A 25,657-nucleotide genomic window follows, 5' to 3' on the forward strand; every position below is an offset into this window, starting at 1 on the left:
TCGGCGTCTCTTCGCCGGCGTCAGCTCGACGCGGAGTCGCGCAGCAGCGCCACGCGCTCGCGCAGGTATGCCTCCAGCGGCATGAATCCACCGGCGGTGCTCCACCGCACGGAGGGGACCGCATCGATGAGGGCGAGCGGACCCGAGGAACCGCCGGCATCCACCGCATCGACGTCGATCACGCTCCACCCCACGTGCACCACGTCGCCCTCGTCGAAGCCGCCGCGCAGGGCCTCGGCACGGCGCTCGGCGCGCTCCCTCGCCGACTCGGCCGTGTAGCCGCGGCGACCGGGGTCGGCGGCGCGCAACACTTCATTCGTGGCCAGCGCATGCGTATCGGTCAGCAGCAGCACGCCCAGGTGCCAGGCCGCGCCGACCCGCACGATGCGACGCCCGCGCCACCGGGAGTCGCGCTGCTCGCCGAGGCCCTCCTTCGGAGCGTCCTTCAGGTCCTTCACGGCCTGGGTCAGGAGGGCGGATGCGGTGGTCACAGTTCTCCCTGCGTGGATTCGGCGGCGTGCGTCGGCCCGACGACCTCGGCGCGATCGCCGCGGAGCGTCATGCCGATGAGCGGATACAGCAGCACCGACAGCATGCCGGCCCCGACCAGAGCCGCGGCCGTGCCGGTGTCGAGCATCTTCTGGTCGACACCGATGGCCGTCACCGCGACGATGATCGGCAGGCCGGTCGCGGCGAGGAGCCCGAGGGCCGCCCGATCGCGCACGCTCGCACCGTGCGGAACAGAGAGCTGCGCCGCCGATCCACGGATCACCAGCAGGGCGACCAGGAAGATCGGCACCATTGCGAGCGCGGACGACGAGGTGAGCAGCGCCTGCAGGTCGAAGGTGACGCCGGTGTAGAGGAAGAAGATCGGCACGAGGAAACCGAAGGCGATCGCCTCGATCTTGCTCTCGACCTCTTCCGCGTCCTTCTTCGGGGCGCGCGCCATGATGATGCGCCAGATCGCACCTGCCACGAAGGCGCCGAGCAGCATGTCGAGGTCGAGCATGACGCTGAGGCCGACGAGCGCGGCGATGAGGAGGATCACGAAGCGTACGCCGAACTGGTCGGAGGTGTGCAGCGTGGCGCGCACGATACGGTGCAGCCGTCCATGCGGCACACGATTGGCGAGAAGCACGGCGAGACCGGCGAGCACGACGAAGGTCAAGAGGATCACGGTGGCGATCGGCGTCGTCCGCGTGCTCAGGAAGATCGAGATCGCGATGAGCGGCAGGAACTCGCCGACCGCGCCGATCGCGCTGATCGCACGGCCGAAGGGGGTGTCGAGCTCGCGGGCATCGCGCAGGATGGGCATCAGCGTGCCCAACGCGGTCGAGCTCAGCGCGATGCCGATCACCACCATGCCCTCCCCCGGCGCGAAGAAGAACCCCAGCCCGATGCCCAGCAGGACGCTGAGCAGCCACCCGAGCGATGCGCGCGCCAGCGGCTTGCCCGCGACCATCTTGAAGTCGATCTCGGTTCCGGCGACGAAGAACAGCAGCGCCAGGCCGAAGTCGCTGAGCTTCTCGAGCAGCGGCCCCGGCTCGACCCAGCCGAGCACCGCCGGGCCGACGAGGATGCCGAGTACGAGCTCGAACACGACGATGGGCACCCGCACCACGGGTCGCACACCGCGCGCGAGCAACGGCGCGGCGACCGCCAGCAGGGGGATCAGCACCAGGCCGAGGTCGCTCGCTTCCATGCTCTCAGGGTAGGTGAGCCCTCGGTCTCGCGGGTGACGCGCTGCGGGTGATCTTTCGCGATTCGCCCGCTCGGCGCATCCACGGCAGAATCGATGCACACCCTCGAGGAGCCCCCATGTCTCAGCCCGATACCGCCCGCCTGCTCATCGCCTGCGACGACCAGCCCGGCATCGTCGCCGCCGTGGCCGGCGTGCTCGCGCAGCACGGGGCGAACATCATCTCGCTCGATCAGCACTCGACCGACTCCGAGGGGGGCCGGTTCTTCCAGCGCACCGTCATCCACCTCGACGGGCTCTCGGCCGCACGTCCCGCACTGGAGGCCGACATCGCGGTCGTCGCCGAGCGCTTCCGCATGGAGTGGTCGCTGCATGATGTCGCCCGTCGCAAGCGCGTCGCGATCTTCGTCTCGAAGTACGATCACTGCCTGATGGAGCTGCTCTGGCGCACCCAGCGGGGACAGCTCGACATCGACATCACGATGGTCGTCTCCAACCACCCCGACCTGGCGGAGGCCGTCCGCTCGTTCGGGGTGCCGTTCGTGCACATCCCCTCCGGCGACAAGTCCGCGATGGAGGAGCGACAGCTCGAACTGCTGCGTGGCAACGTCGACCTGGTCGTGCTCGCCCGCTACATGCAGATCCTCACCGACGACTTCATCACCCGTCTCGAAGCCCCGGTGATCAACATCCATCACTCGTTCCTGCCCGCGTTCATCGGGGCGAACCCGTATGCGCGCGCCAAGGATCGCGGCGTCAAGCTCATCGGCGCGACCGCGCACTACGCGACCGCCGACCTCGACGAGGGACCGATCATCGAGCAGGATGTCACGCGCGTGACCCACTCCGAGTCGGCGGCCGAGCTGCAGAGCCGCGGTGCCGACGTCGAGCGCCTGGTGCTCGCCCGCGCCGTGCAGTGGCACGCCGAGGACCGCGTGATCGTGCACGGAAAGTCCACCGTCATCCTCTAGAGCAGCGTCTGGCTCGTGGAGCAGCGTCTGGCTCGCGAGGGTTCCGGTCGCACTCCCTGTCGCTCCGAGGCCGTCAGCGCGGCAGGAACTGCGACCGGAACGCCGCAGAGCGAGCGTCAGCGAGCGTCAAGGAGCCCCCGGAACCCCCGCGAGCAGTTCGGCGAACACGTCCGCGGCGGTTTCATGGCGCACCAGCGGCGCGGCCTGCCCCATCCACAGCGACTGCAACGCGCCCAGGTTCTGCTCGCCGGCCGCTGTGCGAAAACGTCCGGTGAGCCAGTTCTGCATCGGGAACGGCGCGATCGTGCCGCTCGCCTCGATCGCCCGCACCACGCGGTTGCGCGCACCCCGGGCGAGGCGTCCGCTCATCGCGCGCGTGAGCACGGTCTCGTCGGCGGCGGTCGAGCGGATCGCGTCACGGTGCGCCTGGTTCGCCGCCGACTCCGCCGTCGCGAGGAAGGCCGTACCGACCTGCACACCGGCGGCGCCCAGAGCGAACGCCGCGGCCGCGCCGCGCCGGTCGGCGATGCCTCCCGCCGCGATCACGGGCACGTCGACCGCATCGACGACCTGCGGGATCAGGGCGAACGTCCCGACGAGCGACTCCTCGGCAGGGCGCAGGAACGACACCCGATGACCGGCGGCCTCCGCGCCGGTGGCGACCACGGCATCCACTCCTGCTGCGGCGAGCGCGACCGCCTCCGCCACCGTTGTCGCCGTGCCGACGATCCGGACGCCGCGACGTCGGGCCTCCTCCACCAGCGCGTCGGAGGGCACCCCGAACACCACGCTCAGCACCGCGGGGTCGATCTCCCAGATGGCGTCGAGCTGCTCATCGAGGGAGGGCGTATAGCGCTCGGGTCTTCCGGGAACCTCGACCCCCACGGCTTCGTAGAAGGGCTCAAGTGCCTGCGCGAACACCGTGTGCTGCGGGTTCGGTTCGACCTCATCGCCTCTGGGCAGCCAGATGTTCACCGCGAACGGTCGATCGGTCAGGGAACGCAGCTCGGCCCCGGTCGCGCGGATGCGATCGCCGTCGTAGCCGTACAAGCCGAACGATCCCAGTCCGCCCGCATCGCTCACGGCCGCGGTGAGCGCCGTCGAGGAGAGCCCGCCGAAGGGGCCGAGGATGATCGGATGATAGATGCCGAGCAGGGCGCGCAGGTCACTCATGCTTCGACGTTACGCCCGCGGTGCAGGTATCGTCCCCGTTCGGATCGCGCGAACGGTTGCATTCGAGCCGCCGATGCGACGCTTCGCGCGATTCGAAGCCGGGGCGAAGCGCAGACCCCGGTGATACCCTCGTCGCAGGGAGGAGCGCGCACATGAGCGAGTGGTTCGGGCAGATGCTGAGCTTCGTCGCGACCGCGCTCGGTCTCGTCTCGATGCCCGACGCGGCGGCCCTCGGCCTCGCGATCGCGCTGCTCGCCGTGACCGCCCTCACGCTCGCCATCGTGCTGAGCGTGCGCCCCGGGGCCACAGCCGACGCCCCGCATCCGCTGCGGGCCATCGACGTCGGCACCCTCCTCACGCAGAGCGATCCCGATGCCGCGGGGCATCCGCGCCCTCGGGCGCCGGGAGTCGCGACCGCCGCGTAGTCCGTTCACACGACGGGACCACGCGGCTTTCGCCGACCCTTCCCGACGCCACGAACGGACACCCGCATGGACATCTTCGCCTTCCCCCCTCTCGCCGCCCTCCTCGACGCCGCCTACGGCGCCCTGACCGGGCTCTCCGACCTCCTCACCCCCCTCGCCGGTGCCTCGGCGGCCGCCCTCGCGGTGGTCCTCGTCACTCTGCTGGTGCGGGCGCTGCTCATTCCCGTCGGCATCTCCCAGGCCAAGGCCGAGCAGACCAGGGCGCGCCTCGCCCCGAAGCTGCGTGAGCTGCAGCGCCGCCACAAGAAGAACCCCGAGCGCCTGCAGAAGGAGACGCTGGCGCTGTACAAGGCCGAGAACACGTCGCCGTTCGCCGGGATGCTTCCCGTGCTGGCACAGGCCCCGGTCGTCGGCATCCTCTACACGCTGTTCCTCCGACCGGAGATCGCGGGGCACCCGAACGAGCTGCTCGCACACGACCTGTTCGGCGCGCCGCTCGGCACGAGCCTGGTGTCGGCGCTCTTCGGCGGCACCGCGACCCCTGCCACGTTCCTCGTCTTCGGCGCGCTGCTGGCGGTGATGATCATCACCGCCGAGATCACCCGTCGCGTCTTCCGTCCGGCACCGGTGGAGGGCGACGACTCTCCGCTGAACTCCCCCGCCATGCTGCGCGTCGTCTCGGCGATGCACTACCTCACCGCCGTCTTCGCCGCGTTCGTCCCGCTCGCTGCCGCGCTGTATCTCACGGTCACCGTGGTGTGGACGCTCGTGCAGCGTGTCATCCTGCGGCGGCGGTTCCCGCTGCCGACGCCCGCTCTCAGTCAGGCAGCGGTATCGGCGCGGTGAAGGGGCCGGAGGGGCCGCCGTCGCGACGGTCCCTCCGTACGCCGAGCGTGGTGCCGACGCTCGCGGCGATCACGAGCCCGACGGCGAGCATCCGTAGCGGTGTCGCGTCCTGCCCGAGGATGAGCCACCCGGCGAGGGTCGCGAACGCGGGTTCGAGGCTCAGCAGCACCCCGAACACCCGCTGCGGCAGACGGCGCAACGCCGCGAGTTCGAAGCTGTAGGGGATCACCGACGACAGCACCGCGGTGATCGCCGCGAGCAGCAGGAGCTGCGGGTCCATCGCGACCGTCGATGCGGCGGGGATACCGACCGGGATGAGGAGCACGGCCGCGACCACGAGGCCCATCGCCAGTCCGCTGCTCCCGGGGATCAGCGCGCCGACACGGGCGCTCATCCGGATGTACATCACCCAGAAGCCGGCGGCGATGAGGATGAACACGACCCCGAGCGGATCGAGCGGCTCGGCGCCGATCATGCCGTCGATGCCCAGGACGACCATGCCGAGCAGGGCGACCCCGACCCAGGCGAAGTCCGCGAGCTTGCGGGTGAGCACGGCGGCGAGCACGAGCGGACCGAGGAACTCGATCGCGACGGCGGGGCCCAGCGGGATGCGATCGATCGCGGCGTAGAAGAAGCCGTTCATCGCGGCGAGCGACACACCGAAGAGCACCGCGGCGAGCCACTGCGGGCGGGTCCACTTCCGCGGTCGCGGGCGCACGATGACGACGAGCAGGATCGCGGCGATCGCGACGCGCAGCGAGGTCACGCCCCACGGCCCGAGCACGGGGAAGAGCTGGGCCGCGACCGCGGCCCCGAAAGGGAGCGAGAGGCAGGAGCCGATGACGAGCGCGACCCCCACGAGGGGACTGGACGCGGCGGGCTTCTGCACCAGACAAGCTTAGGCGGCGGCCCCCGGCCGGACCGCCGCCTCGACGCAGATCAGAGAGCCTTGCCGCCCGTGACCGCGATGACCGATCCGGAGGTGTACGACGACTCGGACGATGCCAGGTACACGTACGCCCCGGCCAGTTCTGCCGGCTGTCCCGCCCGGCCCAACGGGGTGTCGTCTCCGAAGGTCGCCAGCCGCTCGGCGTCCCACCCGGTCGCCGGGATCAGCGGCGTCCAGATCGGCCCGGGCGCGACGGCGTTGACCCGGATGCCCCTGGGCCCTGCCTCCTCCGCGAGCGCCTTCACGAACGCCACCTGCGCCGCCTTCGTCATGGCGTAGTCGATCAGTCCCGGCGAAGGGTTGTACGCCTGCACGGACGCGGTCACGATGATGCTCGCTCCAGGCTCGAGCCGGGGGTAGGCCGCCCGTGCCGAGAACAGCATTCCCGCGAGGTTGGTGTCGAACACCCGGCGCATCCGCTCCGTCTCCAGGTTCTCGAAGCCGTCGATGTCGTGCTGGTAACCGGCGTTGAGCACGAGCACGTCGAGTCCGCCGAGCGCACTCCGCGTCCCCGCCACGATCTCGGTCGCGAACGCCTCGTCCCGCAGGTCACCGGCGAAGCCCACTCCGGTGCGTCCCGCCTCGCGGACCAGGGCGAGGGTGTCCTCCGCGTCGTCCTGCTCCTCGGGCATGTGCGCGATCGCGATGTCCGCACCCTCGCGTGCGAAGGCGATCGCCACGGCCCGCCCGATGCCCGAGTCTCCGCCGGTGATGAGGGCGCGGCGTCCGTCCAGACGACCGTGGCCGACGTAGGTCCGCTCGCCGTGGTCCGGTTCGGGCCTGGTCTCCTCGGTCAGACCCGGCTGGTCCTGGTGCTGTGCGGGGAAACCCTCCTCGCGGTGCGCGTGCCGTGGGTCGGTGGTGTCGTCGGTCATGGCCGATCCTCCTCGTCTCGTCGGACGTGTCGTCGTCGGAGCAACCCTCCCCGATCGTCCCGTCCTTCGTCAGGGGGTTGACAGATCTCGCCGTGCCCCAGGGGCCTTCGATGTCCGGGCGCAACGCCGAGACCCACCGGCGGATGCTGCGCGCCGGTGGGTCTCGATGAGGTGCGTGGGCTCGAGGAGAGCCCCGGAGGTCAGAGCGGGGGCGTGACCGGAACCTCTCCGGCACCGGGCTCGTCGCCGGCCTCGGCCGGTTCGGGAACCAGGTACAGACCGCTCGGAGCGTTCGCCGTGAACGCCAGCGCCTCGATCCACGCGCGGTTGATCGAAGGCTGACGGCTGCCGAAGTACTTGAAGACGAGCGAGCTCCCGGGCTGGATCCAGACGGTCGTGCGCCCGCCGCCCACGCTCGCATCTTCGCGCCAGCTGAACGGGAACGGCTCGCCGCGCCGCAGCTTCGCGGTGATGACGAGTTGCAGGTGGGTGAGGGCGCGGTCCTCGATCTCGGTCTTCACGCCGCCTTCGTAGACGAACTTTCCCATTGGTGGTGCTCCTTGGTCGCTGCCTGGCCGAGACGACGGCTTCGATCCATTGTCGCGCACTCCTCCGCCGGATGCCGCCCTCACGGGCAGGTGTGCCCGATGCCGACTCGATACACCGAAGTCAACCCCCTCGGCGAGACATCGACCGGGGCCTAGCCTCGGGGTCACTCGAACTCGAGAAGGGCAATGCCATGAACGACCGACACATCGACGACCGTCCCGACGAGGGCTACACGCCGACGACCACCCACGCCCAGTGGGGCGCGGGAAACCCGCGGCTGCGCATCACGCGGGACGACGAACGCACCGAATTCGCCCTGGAAGACGACGTGGTGCGCATCGGCTCGGCCGACGGCAACGAGCTGCGCCTCGCCGACACCGACCCCGTGCATGCCACGATCACGCACGACGACCGCGACGAGTATGTGTTGACGATGCACGGCGAGGGCGAGACGAACGCGAGCCTGGGTGTGGACGCGACCCATGTCGATGAGGACTCCGAGACGCTGCGCACGGGAGCGCACTTCACGGCCGGTCCGTGGACTCTCGTGTTCGCGCGGGATGAGTTCGCCGATCACGGTCGCCCGTACGGAGGCCGCGCGGGCGGCGAGTACTCCGACCAGCCGCTCCAGCCTCCTCGCCCCGACTATGACGAGAGCGAAGAGCGATGACCACCACCCGCGATCTGATGACGCCGAGTCCGCGGTGCATCGGGGTGAACGATTCGCTGCGCATCGCCGCGTCCGTCATGGCGGATCTGGATGTCGGCGCCCTGCCGATCTGCGGCGAGGACAGCAAGCTGAAGGGCATGCTCACCGACCGCGACATCGTCGTCGGAGCGATCGCCCTCGGGATGGACCCGGAGACGACGCCGGCGTCCGCACTCGCGAAGGGCAGGCCCGTCACGGTCGACGCCGACGACGACATCCGTGTGGCCCTCGATCGGATGCAGGAGAACCAGGTGCGACGCCTGCCGGTGATCGCCGATCGGCGACTGGTCGGGATCGTCAGTCAGGCGGACATCGCCCGTTCGCTCTCCGCGGCGACGACCGGCAAGACGGTGGAGAGCATCTCACGGTGACCCTGCACGACGACCCCACAGCCGATCCGGACACCGAGACGGACGACGCGAACGACACCGAGACAGACGGCGCGAGCGGCGGCCCCGGCATGCGCAGCCACATCGCGCGACTGAGTGAGCTGGCCGCCGAGCGACCGCTGCGGGTCGGGGTGGCGGAGTCGCTCACCGCCGGCCTGCTCGCGCACACCATCGGCTCCGGCGACGCGGCCTCGGACTGGTTCGCCGGCGGCGTCGTCGCCTACCGGACCGACGTCAAGGAGCGGGTGCTCGGGCTGACACCGGGGACCGATCCCTGCTCCGCCTCGTGCGCAGAACAGCTCGCCGCGGGGGCACGGCGCCTCTTCGACGCCGACATCGCCGTGTCGACCACGGGCGTCGGAGGCCCCGAGCCGCAGGGGGGTCACCCCGCGGGGACGGTCTACCTGGGCTGGGCCACCGCTGACGATACGGGTCATCGGAGGCTCGCTCTGGTCGGCGACCCGGAAGAGGTACTGGCCGCGACCGTCACCGCCGCCGTCCGCCTGCTCGCCTTCCATTCCGAGGGGCTCCGCCCGCTCGGGCCCCTGCGCGGTCAGGACGCCGACGAGTAGCGTCGGCGATCCGGGCGTCACTGCCCCGGGATGAGCCCGATCCGCAGGGGCGCGCCCGGGCCGGCGGCTGCCGCCAGAGCCGCGTCGATCTCGAACAGCCCGCGCACCGCGCCGACCGCATCCGCGAACGGGTAGGCCCGCCCCCGTCCGGCGAGGAAGGCCACGGCATCGGCCAGCTCGGCACCGGTGTAGTTGTGGACACCGGCGACCGTGACCAGCCGTCGCACGATGCTCTCGGCATCAAACGGCACCGAGTCGGCGGGGAACACGCTCCCGACGAGCACGACCGTTCCCCCAACCGCGACACCCGCGAGTGCCTCGGCCACGGCATGCCCCGAGGCCTCGATCACCACGTCGGGTTCACGGGCGAGACCCGTCGCGCCGAAGCGTGCGGCGAGCGCACGTCGATCCGGATTGGGGTCGAGCACCTCGACGGTTGCGCCCTGCTCGGCCGCGATGGCCGCAGCCGACAGCCCGACAAGTCCGGCCCCGTGAATCCGCACGGCGGCCCCGTCGAGGTCGCGGTCCTTGGCAGCCCTCGCCACCGCCGCCCAGGCGGTCGCCGTGGCGCACGAAGCGGGGGCGAGCACCGAGGCGGGGAGCGCCTCCGGCACGCGCACGATGGCCGTCCCCTCCCGCAGCTGCACATGACTCGCGAAGGCTCCGGTGAGATCGCCGTGCGCGCCGACGCGGTCGTGCCCGTACTTGCCCAGGTCGCGGCATTTCTGCGGCATGCCCTGCAGGCAGCGGTCGCAGCGCGCACACGACACCGTGACCGACCAGACCACCCGGTCGCCGATCCGCAGCGGAGTGCCGTCGACGGTGAGCGCTCCGGCGTCGCCGGTCGCGATCACCCGCCCGACGCTCTCGTGTCCGAGCACGAGCGGCGTCGGCGCGGATCGACGGCCCTGCACGGTGTGCACATCCGAGCCGCAGATCGTCGACATCTCGACCGCCACGAGCACATCGCCGTCGGCGAGCGCGACCCCGGGCACGGCGATCGTCTCGTGCGGATGGCCCTCGCCGATCCAGACCATCGCGGTCGCCGCCGGGCGCAGAGCGACGTCTCTCCGGTGTCCGGGAGGACGGATCAGCAGCGTTCCCATGTCGGGCCTCTCAGGAGGTGGCGACGAGCGGGAGCAGTTCGCGCTGGACGAGCACACCGCGCAAGGCGGTCACATCACTCAGCACGGCATCCGCCCCTGCGGCGCTCAGCGCCGGACGATCGTGTGCACCGGTCAGCACGCCCGCGACGAATCCGGCACCGGCTCGGCGGCCCGACTCGACGTCGCTGACGGTGTCGCCGGCGACAGCGACGGCCTGGACAGAGGCGGTCTGCGTGCGCAGCAGCGCGGTGAGCACCAGGTCCGGGGCGGGACGCCCGCGTCCGGCGTCGATCGGCGACAGGACGAGGTCGACGAGATCGCCCCACCCCAGACCGTCGATCAGGGCGTCGCGGGTCACCGGGGCGAAGCCGGTGGTGAGCACGACCGTCAACCCGGCATCCTTCAGCCCCTGGATCGCGTCGGCGGCGCCAGGCACCTCGGAGACTCCCTGCTCGGAGACGATCTCGGCGTACGCGCCCTCGAACGCGGCGGTCGCCCGTGCGGCCGACTCGGCGTCGCCACCGGAGAGGTGCGCGAAGACATCGATCTTCGACTGCCCCATCGTCACGCGCACGTAGTCGAGCGCCTCGTCCCACGGCATCCGGTCCGCGACGCCCGTGCGCTCGGCGGCGCGCTGGAACGCCTGTTCCACGACGCCGTCGTCGAGCACCGTGGTTCCCGCCATGTCGAGGACGACGAGTTCGAGAGGAGTGGTCATGATGTTCCTTCCATTGCTGCCGCCCACCCGAAGGCGGCGGTGAGATTCTCTTCGGCGAGCCCCAGCCCTGTGGTCATCCCGATGCCGGTCGTGGCGGCGAGCACCAGCACACCGTCGTCGGTCCGGTCGATCAGGAACTCCTGCCGCCCCTTCGCGTATACGCCCTGCCACCGCTCGATCACGCGGGGAGCCGGTGCGTCGAACAGCGCCTCCGCCTCGGCGAGGAACGCGGTGAACGCGGCTTCGGGCTGAAACGGCACAGGGGCCACGGCGGTGGAGTGCGAGTCGCCGATGATGAGCGTGCCGTCGGCGAGCTGCGTGTACATCTGGTTGAGGTCGATCGCGGCGAGGTCGGGCCGCTCGGTGTGCAGGCGCTCGCGCAGCACGGCGGCCTCGGGTCCGTCGGAGAACCGACCGTAGCGGACGAGCGACCAGCCGGTGAGCAGCGGCGCCGCCAGCGGATGCCGGAACGACACGGCCGCCCGCATCATGTCCAGGGCGCAGCGGACCACCCCGTGCCGTTCGGCGACTTCGGGGAGCAGCTGATCGATGTCGTGGTTCACGGCGACGACGACGCTCCCGCAGGCGATCGGACCGCGGGTGGTCTCGACACGTCCGTCTCCGACCGCGGTGACGGCGGTACGGAAGCGGAACTCGACGCCCAGACGAGCCAGGTGACGCACGATGGCATCCGCCGCGGTGCGCGGATCCGTCTGCAGGTCGGTCTCGATATGCGCGCCGCCGATGAGTCCCTCGGCACGGAGCGGGGCGAGACGCAGGAGCTCCGCGGAATCCAGCATCCGGATCCCGCCTTCGCGGGACGCGGCCTCCAGCACGGCGAGCTCATCGTCGTGCCGGGCGGCGACCAGCGTGCCCGACTCGCGCAGCCAGAAGCCCGCATCCTGGGAGAGGCGCAGCCACAGGTCGCGCGAGATGTCGGCGTACCGCCGGGCCTCCCCGCCCTGAGCCCCGATGCAGAGGTGCCCGAAGTTGCGGATCGTGGCGCCGACCGGTGCGTCGGTGCGGTCGACCACGATCACGCGCAGACCGCGCCGGACCGCCGCGTACGCCGCACCCAGACCGACGATCCCGGAGCCGACGACGACCACGTCGGCCGTGTCGAGAGGACGATTCATCGGAACACCTTCCGCATCCACATCGCGAGCCCTTCGACCACCAGCACGGTGGCGAGGATCATCAGCACGATCGCCGTCACGGTCTCGTAGCGAGAGCCCTGGCTGGCGTTGAGCAGGTAATAGCCGACGCCGCCGCCGCCGACGATGCCGAGGATCGTCGCCGCGCGGATGTTCGTGTCGAGCATGTAGAAGCTGTGGCCGATGAGCGCCTGCATGCCCTGCGGCACTGTCGCCGAGGTATAGGTCTGCAGACGCGTCGCGCCCACCGCGCGAAGTGCGCGTTCCGGTCCGCGGTCCACTTCTTCGAAGGAGTCGGCGATGAGCTTGCCGAGCAGTCCGATGCCGCCGATGGCGAGAGCGATGACGCCGGCCTGCGCGCCGAGTCCGGTGATGACCACGAGCACGATCGCGAGGATCAGCTCCGGGATGCCCCGGATGCCGACGAGCAGCAGACGTGCCGTGCCACGGGCACCGGAGCTCGGGGCGACGTTGCGTGCCGCGAGCGAACCCAGCAGCAACGACGGGAGCAGGGTGAGCACGGTGGCCGCGAGGGCGATCGCGACGGTCTCGCGCATCGCCTGGAACATCGCGCTCGCGTCGTAGTTGCCGAACGACGGCGGCCAGAACTTCTCCGCCACCTCTGGCAGCTTGGCCCAGAACGTGATGAGGTCCATCCAGTTGATCTGGCTGACCACGACGCTGCCGATCACCACGAGCATCGCGATGACGCCGGCGATCGTGTGGCGCACGCGCTGCGCGGTCCAGGGCCGCCGCACCGCGGTCTCCGGGCTGGCCGCCCAGGCGGGGCGGGCGTCGGGTACCGATGCGGCGTTCGCGCCGAGACGCGGATGCAGGATCCTGTCGATCCACGATCGGGTGTGCTTCTGCTCGCCGAGCATCGCGCCGCGGACCATGCTCGAGACGATCTCCATCGCGACGCACAGGATGAAGATCACGAGGGCGATGCCGAGGCCCTTGCCGTAGTTGAGCGACTTGAACGCATACGACATCTCCAGGCCCAGACCGGCGACGCCCACGTAGCCGAGAACCACGCTGCCGCGCAGGTTGATGTCGTTGCGGTGCAGCACGGTGGCCACCCAGCTGGGCAGCACCTGCGGCAGGATGCCCGACGTGAACTCCTGCATCTTCGAGCCGCCCGCCGCACGGATGGCGAGGCGGGGGCCTTCATCGATCTGCTCGATCGCATCGGCGAACATCTTCGAGATCATTCCGATCGAGTGGATGCCGATGGCGAGGATCCCGGGAAGGGTGCCGAGCGAGAACATCAGCACGAACGCCATCGCGAGCACCACGTCGGGAAGCGCACGGGTGAGCACGCCGATGAACCGCGCGGCTGCGCGCCATCCGTTCCCCGGCGTGGTGTTGGCGGCGGCGAGGTAGGCGATCGGCACCGACAGCACGGCGGCGAGCAGAGTGCCCACGAGCACGAGTCCCACGGTGAGGGCGATCAGCCAGGCGAGGTCGCCAGGGGCGGGGAAGGTGAGACCGCCGACGCGTGCCATGAAGTTCTCGGCATTGCCCCAGCTCTGCACCATCGCCGGGAGGGAGATGTCGACATCGCGGACGGCGAGGATGCCGAGCACCACGAGGGCGACCAGGGTGAGGGATGCCGCGATCCGCTCCGGCGAGATCGGACGCCTCGGGGCACGCTCGGCGACGCTGCGCCCGCCGCCCTGAGCCACGGGGCCTCCGCCGCGTGTGGCGGCATCCGTCGCGGAATCGAGGGCCGTCATGATGCGGCCACCTGCGCAGCCGCCTCGACCAGCTCCTCGGCCACGGCACGGATCTCGGCGGTCGTGGTGGCGACGCGGCCGTAGATCTCCATGACCTCGGCCTTGGTGAGATCGTCGGTCGGGGTGTCCAGCACCACTTCGCCGTGACGCAGACCGACGATGCGGTCGGCCCACGAGATCGCGAGGTCGACCTGGTGCAGGCTGCAGACGACGGTGAGTCCCTCGTCGGCGGCGATCTCCCGGATCAGCGCCATGACCTGCTCGCTCGACTCCGGGTCGAGCGAGGCGACCGGCTCGTCGGCGAGCAGGATGTCGGGCTTCTGCATCAGGGCCCTGGCGATGGCCACGCGCTGCTGCTGCCCACCCGAGAGGGTGTCGCTGCGCTGGTAGGCGCGGTCGAGCAGACCGACGCGATCGAGGTGCTCGAGTGCGGTGAGCTTGGCGGCACGCGAGTATCCCCAGAGGCCGAGGCGCGGTCCGCGCACGCCGGACAGCGAGCCGGTGAGCACGTTCTCGAGCACGGTGAGCGAGGGCACCAGCTCGAACTGCTGGAAGATGAAGCCCACGCGGCTGCGGAGGTCGCGCAGCGCCCTGCCCTTCAGCGCCGGGACCTGGGAGCCCAGCACCTCGACCGAGCCCGCGGTGGGGGTCTCGAGACCGTCGAGGTGGCGCAGCAGGGTCGACTTCCCCGAGCCGGAGAGGCCGAGGAGCACGACGATCTCGCCGCGGGACACCTCGAGCGAGGCATCCTTCAGTGCAGTGGTCGTCCCGAAGGTCTTCGTCACGCCGTCGAGGCGGATGAGGGCGTCGGATGCCGAGGCGGTCATGTCGTAGCTCCTGTGGTGTCGTGAGTCGTGCGGTGGTGCCCTCCGTCCTGTCCGTGCGCGACGGAAGGGACGGAGGGCGCCGGGTGAGGGGAAGCGGTCAGGCCGGGCTCAGGCCTTGCACTGCTCTGCTTCGGTCTCCTTGCAGATGTCGCGGATCAGGTCGTAGTACGCGTCGTCGACCGGCTTCGTGGCGTAGAACACGCTGCGGAAGGCGTCGGTGTCGGCACCGTCGATGCCCGCGGCGATGATGTCGTCGATCGTGATCTCGGCGAGGCCGTCGATGAGCTTCTTCGAGACGTCGTCCGGGAGCGTGGAGGAGTAGACCAGCGGCGCACCGGGCACCATCGTCTCGTCGACGACCTTCACCTTGTCCGACTTCTCGACCTCGGAGTCCTCGGCGAAGCCCGCCTCGCACTCCACACCCTCGCCGACCTTCGTGACGCTGACATCGTGCTTGCCTGCGAACACCGGGGTGATGTCGGTCTTGGGGTCGATGCCGGCCTTGAGCAGGTTGTACGACGGGAACAGGTAGCCCGAGGTCGACGACGGGTCCACGAAGCAGACCTTCTTGCCCTTGAAGTCGTCGATGCTCGTGATGTCGCTGCCGACCGGGACGATCGCCTGCGAGAAGTAGCCCGGCTCCTGGCCCTCCTCGGTCACGATCGAGGAGATCGGGGTGAGCTTGGCACCGTTGTTGGTGGCGGTGACGTAGGTGAATCCGGAGAAGGACGCGACGTCGACCTTGCCGGCGACCGCGGCCTCGATGAGTGCGGCGTAGTCGGTCGACTCGTGGTACTCGACCGTCTTGCCGGTGATCTCGGCGATGTAGTCCATGAGCGGCTGGTAATTCGTCTCGGTGTCGACCGAGTCGGGCACGACGCCGAAGACGAGCGTGTTCTCGTCGACCGCGAATCCGCTGGCGGAGGACGACTCGTCGGCACCGGATGTGCCGGCTGCGTCGGCCGAGCCGGAACAGGCGGCGAGGCCGAGGGCGAGGAGCGCGACGCCGGCGAGGGCGGGAAGAGCGCGAAGCTTCATGAGGACCTTTCAGGGTGTGAGGGGTGATCCACGGAAGACTCTCTCAGGTGCCACGCCGAGATATGTACCTAACTCGGAAGAGTTCAGGGCTCGTTTACCGAGCATTCGCCTGGATGAACACTCCTCGAACGTGATCGCGCCCACCGAGATGGCGAAGTAATGTACCTATGTGGCCGAAGCTGTGTACACCCAGATCGCCGACGACCTTCGCGCGCAGATCGCGGCGGGCACCCTGCGCCCGGGCGACGACGTCCCGACCGAGGCGGACCTCGCCGAGAAGTGGCGCACATCTCGCGGTCCGATCCGCAATGCCCTGGCCGCCCTGCGCGGCGAAGGTCTGATCGAGACGAGCCGCGGGCGGCCGGCGCGCGTGGTCGCCCGCAAGGCCAATCAGGCCGTCGACGTGTCGGTGCCGTTCACGCGCTGGGCTCGGGAGCTGGGCGTCACCCCGGGGGCGCAGACGCAGGAGCTGAGCCTGCGGCGCGCCGGCGATCTGGGAGCAGCACTCGGCGTCGACGCGAGCGACACCATCGTGAGCGTGGTCAGGCTGCGCCTGCTCGACGGCCGCCCGACCATGCTGGAGCGCCTCCACTACACGGAGGTCGCGGGACGACGACTGTTCGAGGTGAACCTCGACGAGGTCTCGATCACGGAGTACCTGGGCTCGGTCGGACACCCGATCGTCACGCTGCAGCACGTCATCGATGCGGTGGCCGCCGACGACCAGGATGCCGCACTGCTGCGCGTGCCCCGTGGCACGCCTATCCTGCGCCTCACACGCACGTCGCGCGATGCGGAGGGGCGGATCTTCGAGGCCTCGGAGGACCGCTACCTGAGCGAGGTCGTGCGCTTCACGGTCGCCGCGTCGGGGATCTCCACCGACGGCCATTTCATGCGTGCTGTCGGCGCCTAGCAGGACGTGCATGAGCACCGGTCGGGAGGCCGGAGAATCGGCCGTTAACGCAGAAGGCGATCGCGAGCGCGCAAGGTGTTTCAGAAGCCAGAAAGACCGCGCCCGCGATCGCAGCGCTGGGGACGCTTTATCTGGGGAGCCTTCAGATTACGGGAGGCTGCAACGCGTTCCACAGGGTCGAACGTCGAGACTTCTCTAGACTTTCGTCTAGGTTCTCGCGGATCGTGGAAGGGGTGCTCACACACTCTAGAGCATCAGACGACCGGAAGTCGGGCCGACACGACCCAGAATCCCTCGACTTCGCCGGCGCTGAACTCGCCGCTCGCGCCCATGACGCGCTCCGCCATCCTTCCCAAGCCGGTGCGACTGGAGGAGAGCTCGCGGCGCGGCGTCGTCGGGAGCGGGCTGCGCAGCGTGAGGTGGGCGACGTCGTCGTCCACGGCGAGGTCGATCTGCACCTCACCGGGTCCTGCGTATTTGAGGATGTTCGTGGCGGACTCGCGCACGATGCGCGCGAGGACGATCTCGACGGCACGCGGGATGCGCTCGTCGCGGGGGTCTCCGTCGCGGGCCACGGAGTGACCCGCGGATTCGAACTCGCTCTGCGCCTCGTCGATCGCCGCTGCGAGGTCGCCCGTCTGCACACTGGACGACTGCGGACCGTCGTCCGCCAATTCGATCACGAAGCGAAGATCGGTCATCGCCTTGCGCGCGGCGACACGGATCGCTTCCTGCGAATCGGTGCTGGTCTCGGGGTCTTCGAGCATCTGCACGTGCAGCGCCACCACCGTGAGGTGGTGCGCGATGCTGTCGTGCAGCTCACCGGCGATCCATCGTCGCTCGGCGAGCACTGCTTGACGTTCTTGTTCCGCGCGCTCCTCGAGTTCGCGCTCGAGGCGACTGCCCCGAGCAAAGGCGAGCCGCAGGGCGAACCCGACAGCTCCGGCCACCGTGGCGAAGATGAGGAACAGACCGACGTTCACATCGGTGTCGGCATCGCCGTTGGCGACGAGTGCTGCAGCGATGAGGAACGCACCGGTGTACGACAGGATCAGGGAGGTCCATCCCAGCCTCATGACCAGCCCGGCCGCGACAGCGGCTGCGGTCAGAACCTGGGACTCGGTTCCCACGAGGAATGATGTCGCGAACACGACGCCGAGGGCGCATGTCGCGATGAGTGGATTCCAGAGATAGAGGGCGAACGCTGCGGTACATGCGACGCTCACCAAAAGTGCGACCGGGTTCACACCCGGCGTGGTGAAAAAACCTATGACGTCCGTGGCGATGGTGATGGAGACGATGACCAGGACGACGATCCGCTCGATCGCGCTGAGCTTCTCGCCCCGACTCAACCGGAACGAATCCGCAGATCGTCGGGTGGACTGGTCGAAGGCCATGGTTCACTATCTCCTATTCGCCAGGTACGCTAGCGGACGAGACCAAAAAACTTGCCAACCTGCTGCCAGAAAGTCATTACGTTCACCTCCATTATGTAGTCGTTCGTCGATGTCTGTATTCATCTTCTCGGCGAACAACGCGGCGCACATCTGTCTCACGTCTAGAGGTTTTTGGCCAAAGGTCTACATGACGTCATCGAAGCGCTCCCGCCGTTAGGCTTCCCCCTATGCAGGAAATCCGTGTCGTGATCGTCGACGATGATCCATTGGTCCGTTCGGCGCTGTCGCACTTCGTGTCGCGTGACCCGGAGATCACCGTGATCGCGCAGGCGGAGGACGGCCTCGAGGCGATCGCCACGGTGGAACGCGAGCAGCCCGATGTGGTGATGATGGACGTGCAGATGCCCGAGATGGACGGCATCGAGGCCACCGGCGTGATCGCCGAGCGCTGGCCGCACGTCCGCGTCCTCGCGGTGACGACGCTCGACGGCAGCGACACGGTGCTTCCGATGCTCAGCGCCGGCGCCTCCGGCTACCTGCTCAAGGACTCCAGCGCCGACGACATCGTCACGGGCGTCCGCGAAGTGCACAGCGGCGCCAGCTCCCTCTCTCCCCGGATCGCCTCGATGCTGATCAAGCACGTCCGCGAATCTACGCCCGTGGCGGCCGACGCCGACGCCCTCGAGCCGCTCACCGAGCGCGAGGTCGAGGTGCTCCACTGCCTCGCCCAAGGCATGTCGAACGCCGAGATCGCCAAGGCGCTGATCGTCTCCGAGGGTACGGTGAAGGCGCATCTCGGCCGCATGATGTCCAAGTGGCACCTGCGCGACCGCGTGCAGATCCTCGTGACGGCCGCGCACGCTGGTCTCGTCAGCTTCCGCTGATCACCACGCGAGCAGGACGATCCCCGCGACGACGACGAGCGACGCCGCGATCCGCCAGGCGGGACGCGACTCCCGCAGCACGAACACCCCGAACAGGCTCACCAGCACCACGCTGACCTCGCGCAGGGGGGCCACCAGCGCGACCGGTGCGATCTGGATCGCGGTCAGCACCAGGATGTACGACAGCGGCGACAGGATGCCGAAGGCCAGGATGCGGCGCCATTGCGTGCGCCCGAGCGCCCACACCGCACCCCAGCGCCGACGCACCGCGATCGAGTAGAACGGCACCTGCAGCAGCGTGGTTCCGACCATGAACGCGACCGGCGAGAGGCCCCAGGTGCGTACCGCGTGCGCGTCCCAGATCGTGTAGACGGCTATCGCGACACCGGTGAGGAGCCCGAAGACGATGCCGGGATCGAGCCGCCGAGAACCCGCCCCTCTCCCCCGGTCGACGAGTCCGATGGCGACGACGCCGACGATCACGGCGGCGACGCCCACGAGCGCGAGCGCCGAAGGACGCTCACCGAGCAGCAGCACGGCCACGATCACCGAGAGGAAGGGGCCCGTGCCCCGCGCCGTCGCGTAGACGGTGGAGAGTTTGCCCTCCCGGTACCCGCGCTGGAGCACCGCCATGTAACCGACGTGCAGCACCGACGAGACGGCGACACCGAGGGCGAACGACCCCAGGTCGTCGGCCCCGAGACCGCCGGTGAACGGCACCGCGCCGATCCACACGACGGTGCTGCCGACCGATCCCCACCACAGGAACGGCGCTCCGGCCCGGCTGATGCCGTGCGCGATGATGTTCCACGCCGCGTGGGCTATGGCGGCGCCGAAGACCAGGACGAAGGCGAGTGGAGACACGACGAGACCCTTCCGTCCGACGCGCGGCGCGACGAACAGGGTCCTCCGGGCTTTTGTCCTGTCAGATGACGGCTCTCCTGTGGAGGAGGGCCGTGGCGCCGCTCGGACCAGACGGGCGCGAACCCCGGAACCCTAGGCGCTATCGGGACGAGCCTAACGCGATCGGATGAACGGCGGGGAAACGACGACGCGCCCCGCTCGATCATCGGGCGGGGCGCGTCGTGCGGATGGAGCGGCGTCAGACCTCGACGTCGCGGCGACGCACGCGGGCGATCAGCAGCACCAGGGCGCCGACCGCGAGCAACGCGAGCGCCCAGCCGATTCCGGTGATCACGCCACCCGTGGCGGCGAGCCCGTTCAGGTCGACCGTCGCGGTGGCGGCAGCCGTGACCGTCACGGCCCCGCCGACGCCACTCGCCGTGGCCACGTTGACGACCGTGCTCGCCGCGATGTCCGCCGTGGTGAGGGCGTAGGTCACCGGACCGCAGCTCGCCGTGGCGCCGGGAGCGAGGGCGGGGATCGCGCAGTCGACGACGCCACCCAGCTTCGGGTCGTCGATCTTCACGTTCGTCAGCGTCACCGCTCCCGTGTTGGTGACGGTGAACCGGAAGGCGATGGTGTCGCCCGCGTTCATCTTCCCGTTGCGGTCGGCATCGACGTAGTCGCCGCCGGTCTTCGTCAGGGCGATGGCCGGCTGTGCCACGAGCGGGGTCACCACGGTGTCGGTCGCGACCGGCGGGATCTCCGAGGTGCCGGTTCCCGTGGCGGTGGCCGTGTTCTCGATCTCGCCCGCATCGATCTCGGCCTGCGTGAGCACGGCAGGGGCGCCGGCCGCGCAGACGGTCGACTCACCCGGGGCGAGCTCGGTCGCATCGCACGTGACCGCCGCCCCGAGGCGCGGGTCGCTGACCGTGATGCCTGTGAGGGTCGTCGTGCCCGCGTTCGTCACGGTGAACGTGTACGCGATGGTGTCACCGGCATCCGTGCGTCCGTTGCCGTTGGCATCGACCACGGCTGCCGCGGACTTCAGCAGCGTGATGTCGTCGGTGCCCGCGACGCGCACGTCGGCCTCGTCCTGGGCGTCGGCGCTGCCGTTGCGCGACTGCCCCTCGACGGTGGCCACGTTGTGCACGGTCCCGTCGTCGACGTTCTGCTGCGTGAGCACATAGTCGACCGGCCCGCAGGTGACCTCGTCACCCGGACTCAGCTCGAGACCGTCAAGAGCGGCGCAGTCGACCCTGCCACCCAGCAGTGGATCGTCGAGGATGATGTCGCGCAGCACCGTCGTGCCGCTGTTGCGGATCGTGAACGTGTAGCCGACCGTGTCACCGGCTCCTGCCCGACCGTCTTCGCCGAGCGCGATCGCTCCCGGGGTCTTGGTCAGCTCGATCGCGCTCGTGCCCGTGATCACGACGTCGGCCGATGCGTCGTCGCTGACCGGACCGAGCGGGCTGGTGCCGGTCGTCGTGGCGGTGTTGCGGACGATCTCGGCCTCGATGTCGGCCTGGGTCAGCGTGTACGTGAACGAGCCGCAGTCCGAGGTGCCGCCCGGCGCGAGAGCACCGACTGCGCAGAGGGTTCCCGCACCGAGCATCGGGTCGGTGATCACCACACCCGTGAGGGTGGTGGTGCCGAGGTTGCGCACCGAGAAGGTGTAGTCGACCGTGTCACCGGCACCGATGAAGCCGTCGCCGTCGGCGTCGAGCACGCGCCCGACGTTCTTGAGCAGTTCGATCGCCGCGGTACCGGTGATGTCCACGTCCGCCTGCGCGGTGTCGGTCACCGTGCCGATCGGTGCGTTCGCCGTGACCGCGGCCTCGTTGTGCACGAGCCCGCCGTCGATGTCGGCCTGGGTGAGCGTGTAGGTGATCGGTGTGCAGGAGACCGACTGCCCCGGTGCGAGCGCGATTCCATCGAGCTCGGGGCACGTCACGGTTCCGCCGAGCATCGGGTCGGTGATCACCGCGTCGCGCAGCGTCGTCGTGCCGTTGTTCGTGACGGTGAACGTGTAGTCGATCGTGTCACCGGCTCCGACGGCGGAGTCGCCGTCCACGTCGACCACGGTCGACGGGTTCTTGGCGAGACTGATGCCGTTGGTCGCCGCGATCGTGACGTTCGCCTCGGCATCGTCGGTCGCGGGGCCCTGGGCCGACTGGGCCGTCACCGCGGCGGTGTTGCGCACCGTCCCGGCATCCACGTCCGCCTGCGTGAGCGTGTACGAGACCGGCGCGCAGGTCACCGTGCCGCCCGGTGCCAAGGGTGCGGCGAAGGCCGCGCACGCCACCGCACCGCCGAGCAGCGGGTCGGTGATCGCGGCACTGGTGAGCGTGACGTCGCCGGTGTTGCGGACCGTGAAGGTATAGGCGACCGTGTCACCCGCACCGATGCGTCCGTCGCCGTCGGTGTCGGTCGGAGCGCTGACGCTCTTGACGAGTTCGACCTGCGGCGTTCCCGAGACCGGAACGGTCACCGTCGAGGTGTTGTCGCTCGGGTCGGGGTCAGGAGTGTTCGATGTCACCGTCGCCGTGTTCGACAGCGTCGCACCCGCGATCGACGGGTCGACCGTGCCGCTCACCGTCGCGGTGAAGGTGGCGCCGACCGCGAGGGTCGGCTGCGTGCACGCGAGCTGCGATCCGGTGACCGTGCACCCGGGGGTGGCGGTCGACGGATTCAGCAGGCCGGCGGGAAGGGCATCGGAGACCGCGACGGCGGAGGCGATGCTCGGCCCGTTGTTGGTCACGACGAGCGTGTAGGTCACGGCGCCGTTGAGAGGAGCCGGGTTCGCCGAGATCGTCTTGACGATCGCGAGGTCGGCGGAGGGCGTGACGGTCACCGACGCGGTGCCGGTGTTGTTCGACGTGTCAGGATCCGGCGTACGCGAACTCGCCGTCGCGGTGTTGGTCAGCTGTCCTTCCGTGTTGACGGTCGCGGTGACGGTGATCGTCTCGGAGTCGCCCGGCAGCAGGGTGCCCACCGTCCAGCGCGCGTCCTCCATCGACCACGTGCCTGTCGACGGCGTGGCTCCGGTGAGCATGAACCCGACGGGGAGCAGCTCGTCGAGCACCACGCCGGCGGCCGCCGACGGACCTTCGTTGGTGACCGTGACCTCGAACGTCGCGGTCCCGCCGAGCGGAACCGTCGGGGTCGAGGTCGTCTTGACGACGCTCACGTCGGCGTTCGGCGCGAGCGTGACGTCGACCGTCGAGGTGTTGTTGTCGGTGTTCGGATCCGGAGTCCCGGAGGTGGTCGTCGCGGTGTTCGACACCACGCCCGTCGCGGTCGTGCTCCACGTGCCCGTGACCTCGATCGCCACCGATCCACCGGGAGCGATGTCGCCGAGCTCGCACCCGACCGTCCCTCCGACGATCGAGCAGCCCGGTCCGTTCACGACGACGTCGAGGAATCCCGCCGGGAGCGTGTCCGAGACCGAGGCGCCGCGGGCGACGGAGGGCCCCGCGTTCGCAACCCGGAGCGTGTACGTGAAAGAGCTCCCCGGCTCGCCCGTCGTCGGCGCCGTCTTGACGATGCTCAGGTCAGCGCTCTGGACGACCTCGACGTCGACCGAGCTGGAGTTGTTCGTGGTGTCCCGGTCGGCCGCGGGGGCCGCGACGGACGCGGTGTTCGTCACGGTGCCGACGGGTGCATCGGCGTCGACCAGAGCGTGCACGACCACGTTCGACGGTCCCCCGACGAGGAACGACGCCCAGGTGCACATGATCGAACTCGCGGTGGATGTGCACGTCGCGCCGGGCGGGGCGTCGACACCCGTCACCGAGAACCCTTCGGGCACGGTGTCGACGAGCGCCACGTTCACGGCGTCCGACGCACCGAGGTTGCGTACAGCGAGAGTGAAGTCGATCGTGTCGCCGGCCGAGACCTGCGCGGCGGAGGCCGTCTTCACGACGGCCATGTCGGCGATCACATCGGGCTGGAAGCTGGTCGACGAGACGTTGTTCGCCGGGTTCGTGTCGGTCGTGCTGGTCGTCACCGTCGCGGTGTTCTGCAGCACAGCGGTGGCGCCGGGGTTGATCTCCACCACGACGAAGGTTTCGACGGAGCTCGCGCCGGGGGCGAGCGTACCCACCTGGCAGGTGAGCATCGACCCCTGAGCCGCGCACGTGCCCTGGCCGGGATCGGCGCTGATGAAGGTCGTGTCCGGGTCCAGCGGGTCGGTGACCACGACGTTGCGCGCCTCGGACGGCCCGGCGTTGAAGACCGAGAGGGTGTAGGTCACCTGCTCGCCGGCGACCGGCGTGGACGGGGAGAACGTCTTGACGATCGACACGTCGGTCTGGGCGGACATCGTGCTGACGACGCTCGCGGTGTTGTTCGCGAGATTCGGATCGGTGCGGGTGCCCGAGACCGTGGCGGTGTTCGATAACGAGGCCCCGGGGTCGCCCGACGGGGAGAGCGTTCCGGTGATCTTGATCTCGGTGCTCTGCCCGACCGCCATGTCCGGTACGGCGCAGCTCACCGTCGCGGTGACGGTGCACGTCACGTCACCCGAGTCGACCGTGACGTTCGTGATGCCTGCAGGGATGGGGTCGGTGACCGTCACCCCTGTCGCAGTCTGCGGGCCGTTGTTCGTCACACCGATCGTGAACGTCACCGGCTGGCCGGCGACCAGCGGATCCGTGTCGATGCTCTTGGTGATCGCCAGGTCGGCGGCGGCGTTCACAGGGGTCTGGGTCTCCTGGCTGACCGAGGTGCGGTCCTGGCCGACGACGTTGTCGCGGAAGGCGACCCGTGCCTCATTGACGATCGTGGTCGCCGCGGCCGAGACATTGACCTTGGCGTCGAAGGTGTAGCTCGTGCTCGCTCCCACGCCGATGGACCCGCCTGCAGTGGCCGTACCCCCGTCACCGAGGCGCACCTGCACCGTGCGGCTCCCCGAGGTGTACGAGCCGCGGTCATCGCCGGCGGCGTCGGTGAGGGCACCCGTGCCCGCTCCGCTGATGATCTTGAGCGAGCCCGGGACGAAGTCGATCCCTGCGGCGAGCACGTCGGACGACACCGACTGCAGCGCCGGGTTCCCGCCGCCGTTGTTCGTGGTGACCGTGTAGCGCAGCGTGTCGCCCACCTCAGCGGTCGTGCCTCCGCGCGTCAGATTGGTCACCGACTTGTTCGTGATGAGACAGGGGCCGGTTCCGAAGGTGATGTCGTCGAGGAAGTTGCCGACGGAAGCGCTGCCACCAGCCGAGCTGACCGCCTCGAAGCCGAAGCGCGTCACCGTCTGACCCGCGGGAACGGTGTACGTGCCGGTGTGCGCGCCCCAGGCCGTGTTCCCGTCGGAGAGGTTGGGGCCGCTCTGCACGAGGGCTCCGGTCGGGGTGCCGATCACGACGCGCATGACGTCGGTCCCGGTGCGCCCGCGGTGCTTGAGCGACCACGACAGCGTCTGGCCCGGCGTCGTCGCCACGTCCTGATAGAGCCGGCTGGGGCTGTTCGCGTTGAGCTCGGCGAACTGCCGCCCCGCGGCGGCGGTGACGCCGTTGAATCCGCTGCTCCACAGCTCGATCTGGTTCAGGCTGTCGTTCGTGAACCACCCGGGGACCTGATTCTCGTCGGGGAGCGACACCGAGGCGTTCGGGATCACCGGCGCCTCGAACCCGCCGTTGACGAGGGCGACCGTTCCCTGACAGCTGGTCGGGGTCTGCGCCGCCGATGCCGATGTCGGAGCGACCGCTTCGGTGACGACGGTGAGGCCAGCAGCCAGCAGCAGTACCGAAGTCGCCCCCGCGATGGCGCGACGAATGGACAGACGTGGGTGTGCACGCATGTGAAGTTCTCCCCGGTTCACGGAAGAGCCCGAACCGGCATCTCCCCCGCTGGAAGGCTAACCCGGGTGTAGCCGAAAGTGGTA

23 protein-coding genes are annotated in these 25,657 nt (G+C 69.6%); 8 read left to right on the forward strand and 15 right to left on the reverse strand.

Translation table 11 applies throughout. The annotated features are described in order from the left end of the window. Positions 1 to 20: 20 nt before the first annotated feature. Both MicroSTF_RS08450 and MicroSTF_RS08455 read right to left on the reverse strand, forming a co-directional pair. Positions 21 to 491, reverse strand: a complete 471-nt coding sequence (locus MicroSTF_RS08450) for a glutaminase (protein WP_322954932.1) — start codon at positions 489 to 491, stop codon at positions 21 to 23. Further along, positions 488 to 1,702, reverse strand: a complete 1,215-nt coding sequence (locus MicroSTF_RS08455; RefSeq protein WP_029259989.1) for a cation:proton antiporter — start codon at positions 1,700 to 1,702, stop codon at positions 488 to 490. The genes MicroSTF_RS08450 and MicroSTF_RS08455 overlap by 4 nt, the downstream gene beginning before the upstream one ends. 116 nt (positions 1,703 to 1,818) lie before the next feature. Between MicroSTF_RS08455 and purU the strand changes: the two genes are divergently transcribed. Next, entirely contained in the window at positions 1,819 to 2,670 is an 852-nt protein-coding gene (gene purU, locus MicroSTF_RS08460) for a formyltetrahydrofolate deformylase (protein WP_315069716.1), read from the forward strand. 126 nt (positions 2,671 to 2,796) lie between these two features. Here the strand turns inward: purU and MicroSTF_RS08465 are convergent, their stop codons facing one another. Beyond that, positions 2,797 to 3,843 carry an NAD(P)H-dependent flavin oxidoreductase gene (locus tag MicroSTF_RS08465; protein ID WP_322954935.1) on the reverse strand — a complete coding sequence of 349 codons (1,047 nt, stop codon included), beginning with the start codon at positions 3,841 to 3,843 and terminating at the stop codon, positions 2,797 to 2,799. 152 nt (positions 3,844 to 3,995) lie between these two features. On the opposite strand from MicroSTF_RS08465, the gene MicroSTF_RS08470 reads away from it, so the two are divergent. Beyond that, positions 3,996 to 4,268, forward strand: coding sequence for a DUF6412 domain-containing protein (locus MicroSTF_RS08470; protein WP_029259987.1), 273 nt, complete (start codon positions 3,996 to 3,998; stop codon positions 4,266 to 4,268). 66 nt (positions 4,269 to 4,334) lie between these two features. Then, entirely contained in the window at positions 4,335 to 5,114 is a 780-nt protein-coding gene (locus MicroSTF_RS08475) for a YidC/Oxa1 family membrane protein insertase (RefSeq protein WP_322954937.1), read from the forward strand. Here MicroSTF_RS08475 and MicroSTF_RS08480 read toward each other — a convergent pair. The 3 genes from MicroSTF_RS08480 to MicroSTF_RS08490 form a co-directional block, all read right to left on the reverse strand. After that, complete coding sequence (locus MicroSTF_RS08480) at positions 5,086 to 6,003, reverse strand: EamA family transporter (protein WP_029259985.1); 918 nt, start codon at positions 6,001 to 6,003, stop codon at positions 5,086 to 5,088. The two genes, MicroSTF_RS08475 and MicroSTF_RS08480, sit on opposite strands and share 29 nt — an antisense overlap. Positions 6,004 to 6,053: 50 nt before the next feature. After that, complete coding sequence (locus MicroSTF_RS08485) at positions 6,054 to 6,938, reverse strand: SDR family oxidoreductase (protein ID WP_029267494.1); 885 nt, start codon at positions 6,936 to 6,938, stop codon at positions 6,054 to 6,056. 200 nt (positions 6,939 to 7,138) lie between these two features. Further along, on the reverse strand, positions 7,139 to 7,486 hold the full coding sequence (locus MicroSTF_RS08490; RefSeq protein ID WP_021201203.1) for a hypothetical protein: 348 nt from the start codon (positions 7,484 to 7,486) through the stop codon (positions 7,139 to 7,141). Positions 7,487 to 7,677: 191 nt separating this feature from the next. Here MicroSTF_RS08490 and MicroSTF_RS08495 point away from each other — a divergent pair, with 191 nt between their 5' ends. From MicroSTF_RS08495 to MicroSTF_RS08505, 3 genes are read left to right on the forward strand one after another with little or no spacing between them, the layout of a single operon-like run. Next, on the forward strand, positions 7,678 to 8,157 hold the full coding sequence (locus tag MicroSTF_RS08495) for a hypothetical protein (protein ID WP_021201204.1): 480 nt from the start codon (positions 7,678 to 7,680) through the stop codon (positions 8,155 to 8,157). Next, a complete protein-coding gene (locus MicroSTF_RS08500) occupies positions 8,154 to 8,567 on the forward strand; it encodes a CBS domain-containing protein (RefSeq protein WP_021201205.1) in 414 nt (137 codons plus the stop codon). The genes MicroSTF_RS08495 and MicroSTF_RS08500 overlap by 4 nt, the downstream gene beginning before the upstream one ends. After that, the gene (locus tag MicroSTF_RS08505; protein WP_231494480.1) at positions 8,564 to 9,157 is read left to right on the forward strand and encodes a CinA family protein; all 594 of its coding nucleotides are present in this window, start codon (positions 8,564 to 8,566) and stop codon (positions 9,155 to 9,157) included. Before MicroSTF_RS08500 ends, MicroSTF_RS08505 begins: the two co-directional genes overlap by 4 nt. A 17-nt stretch (positions 9,158 to 9,174) precedes the next feature. Here MicroSTF_RS08505 and MicroSTF_RS08510 read toward each other — a convergent pair whose 3' ends face one another. The 6 genes from MicroSTF_RS08510 to MicroSTF_RS08535 all read right to left on the reverse strand — a co-directional run bounded on the left by MicroSTF_RS08510 (position 9,175) and on the right by MicroSTF_RS08535 (position 15,736). Then, positions 9,175 to 10,263 carry an alcohol dehydrogenase catalytic domain-containing protein gene (locus MicroSTF_RS08510; RefSeq protein ID WP_322954943.1) on the reverse strand — a complete coding sequence of 363 codons (1,089 nt, stop codon included), beginning with the start codon at positions 10,261 to 10,263 and terminating at the stop codon, positions 9,175 to 9,177. A 10-nt stretch (positions 10,264 to 10,273) separates the two neighbouring features. Further along, entirely contained in the window at positions 10,274 to 10,981 is a 708-nt protein-coding gene (locus MicroSTF_RS08515) for a phosphonatase-like hydrolase (RefSeq protein ID WP_322954945.1), read from the reverse strand. After that, a complete protein-coding gene (locus tag MicroSTF_RS08520) occupies positions 10,978 to 12,117 on the reverse strand; it encodes a TIGR03364 family FAD-dependent oxidoreductase (protein ID WP_322954947.1) in 1,140 nt (379 codons plus the stop codon). The genes MicroSTF_RS08515 and MicroSTF_RS08520 overlap by 4 nt, the downstream gene beginning before the upstream one ends. Next, positions 12,114 to 13,871: a phosphonate ABC transporter, permease protein PhnE gene (phnE, locus tag MicroSTF_RS08525; protein ID WP_322954948.1), complete on the reverse strand. Its 1,758-nt coding sequence runs from the start codon at positions 13,869 to 13,871 to the stop codon at positions 12,114 to 12,116. Before phnE ends, MicroSTF_RS08520 begins: the two co-directional genes overlap by 4 nt. Further along, positions 13,868 to 14,698, reverse strand: a complete 831-nt coding sequence (phnC, locus tag MicroSTF_RS08530; protein WP_029267504.1) for a phosphonate ABC transporter ATP-binding protein — start codon at positions 14,696 to 14,698, stop codon at positions 13,868 to 13,870. Before phnC ends, phnE begins: the two co-directional genes overlap by 4 nt. A 108-nt stretch (positions 14,699 to 14,806) precedes the next feature. Continuing rightward, complete coding sequence (locus MicroSTF_RS08535; protein WP_136024461.1) at positions 14,807 to 15,736, reverse strand: phosphate/phosphite/phosphonate ABC transporter substrate-binding protein; 930 nt, start codon at positions 15,734 to 15,736, stop codon at positions 14,807 to 14,809. A 169-nt stretch (positions 15,737 to 15,905) separates the two neighbouring features. Between MicroSTF_RS08535 and MicroSTF_RS08540 the strand changes: the two genes are divergently transcribed. Continuing rightward, a complete protein-coding gene (locus tag MicroSTF_RS08540) occupies positions 15,906 to 16,649 on the forward strand; it encodes a GntR family transcriptional regulator (RefSeq protein WP_029259976.1) in 744 nt (247 codons plus the stop codon). Between the two features lie 254 nt (positions 16,650 to 16,903). Here MicroSTF_RS08540 and MicroSTF_RS08545 read toward each other — a convergent pair whose 3' ends face one another. After that, on the reverse strand, positions 16,904 to 18,046 hold the full coding sequence (locus tag MicroSTF_RS08545) for a sensor histidine kinase (RefSeq protein WP_322954951.1): 1,143 nt from the start codon (positions 18,044 to 18,046) through the stop codon (positions 16,904 to 16,906). Positions 18,047 to 18,273: 227 nt separating this feature from the next. On the opposite strand from MicroSTF_RS08545, the gene MicroSTF_RS08550 reads away from it, so the two are divergent. Beyond that, the gene (locus tag MicroSTF_RS08550; protein WP_021201215.1) at positions 18,274 to 18,930 is read left to right on the forward strand and encodes a response regulator; all 657 of its coding nucleotides are present in this window, start codon (positions 18,274 to 18,276) and stop codon (positions 18,928 to 18,930) included. Here MicroSTF_RS08550 and MicroSTF_RS08555 read toward each other — a convergent pair whose 3' ends face one another. Both MicroSTF_RS08555 and MicroSTF_RS08560 read right to left on the reverse strand, forming a co-directional pair. Beyond that, positions 18,931 to 19,794 carry an EamA family transporter gene (locus MicroSTF_RS08555; protein WP_322954954.1) on the reverse strand — a complete coding sequence of 288 codons (864 nt, stop codon included), beginning with the start codon at positions 19,792 to 19,794 and terminating at the stop codon, positions 18,931 to 18,933. Between the two features lie 238 nt (positions 19,795 to 20,032). Continuing rightward, positions 20,033 to 25,573, reverse strand: a complete 5,541-nt coding sequence (locus MicroSTF_RS08560) for a DUF11 domain-containing protein (protein WP_322954955.1) — start codon at positions 25,571 to 25,573, stop codon at positions 20,033 to 20,035. Positions 25,574 to 25,657: the final 84 nt, after the last annotated feature.

Origin of the sequence: Microbacterium sp. STF-2 (assembly GCF_034650155.1) — a bacterium.
Classification (GTDB): Bacteria; Actinomycetota; Actinomycetes; order Actinomycetales; family Microbacteriaceae; genus Microbacterium; species Microbacterium maritypicum_A.

Coding starts and splice junctions, on each gene's coding strand:
- MicroSTF_RS08500 (WP_021201205.1), top strand. CDS start 8,154: ATGACCACCACCCGCGATCTGATGACGCCGAGTCCGCGGTGCATCGGG.
- MicroSTF_RS08470 (WP_029259987.1), top strand. CDS start 3,996: ATGAGCGAGTGGTTCGGGCAGATGCTGAGCTTCGTCGCGACCGCGCTC.
- phnC (WP_029267504.1), bottom strand. CDS start 14,698: ATGACCGCCTCGGCATCCGACGCCCTCATCCGCCTCGACGGCGTGACG.
- MicroSTF_RS08510 (WP_322954943.1), bottom strand. CDS start 10,263: ATGGGAACGCTGCTGATCCGTCCTCCCGGACACCGGAGAGACGTCGCT.
- MicroSTF_RS08490 (WP_021201203.1), bottom strand. CDS start 7,486: ATGGGAAAGTTCGTCTACGAAGGCGGCGTGAAGACCGAGATCGAGGAC.
- MicroSTF_RS08485 (WP_029267494.1), bottom strand. CDS start 6,938: ATGACCGACGACACCACCGACCCACGGCACGCGCACCGCGAGGAGGGT.
- MicroSTF_RS08520 (WP_322954947.1), bottom strand. CDS start 12,117: ATGAATCGTCCTCTCGACACGGCCGACGTGGTCGTCGTCGGCTCCGGG.
- phnE (WP_322954948.1), bottom strand. CDS start 13,871: ATGACGGCCCTCGATTCCGCGACGGATGCCGCCACACGCGGCGGAGGC.
- MicroSTF_RS08545 (WP_322954951.1), bottom strand. CDS start 18,046: ATGGCCTTCGACCAGTCCACCCGACGATCTGCGGATTCGTTCCGGTTG.
- MicroSTF_RS08560 (WP_322954955.1), bottom strand. CDS start 25,573: ATGCGTGCACACCCACGTCTGTCCATTCGTCGCGCCATCGCGGGGGCG.
- MicroSTF_RS08550 (WP_021201215.1), top strand. CDS start 18,274: ATGCAGGAAATCCGTGTCGTGATCGTCGACGATGATCCATTGGTCCGT.
- MicroSTF_RS08475 (WP_322954937.1), top strand. CDS start 4,335: ATGGACATCTTCGCCTTCCCCCCTCTCGCCGCCCTCCTCGACGCCGCC.
- MicroSTF_RS08535 (WP_136024461.1), bottom strand. CDS start 15,736: ATGAAGCTTCGCGCTCTTCCCGCCCTCGCCGGCGTCGCGCTCCTCGCC.
- MicroSTF_RS08455 (WP_029259989.1), bottom strand. CDS start 1,702: ATGGAAGCGAGCGACCTCGGCCTGGTGCTGATCCCCCTGCTGGCGGTC.
- MicroSTF_RS08495 (WP_021201204.1), top strand. CDS start 7,678: ATGAACGACCGACACATCGACGACCGTCCCGACGAGGGCTACACGCCG.
- purU (WP_315069716.1), top strand. CDS start 1,819: ATGTCTCAGCCCGATACCGCCCGCCTGCTCATCGCCTGCGACGACCAG.
- MicroSTF_RS08465 (WP_322954935.1), bottom strand. CDS start 3,843: ATGAGTGACCTGCGCGCCCTGCTCGGCATCTATCATCCGATCATCCTC.
- MicroSTF_RS08515 (WP_322954945.1), bottom strand. CDS start 10,981: ATGACCACTCCTCTCGAACTCGTCGTCCTCGACATGGCGGGAACCACG.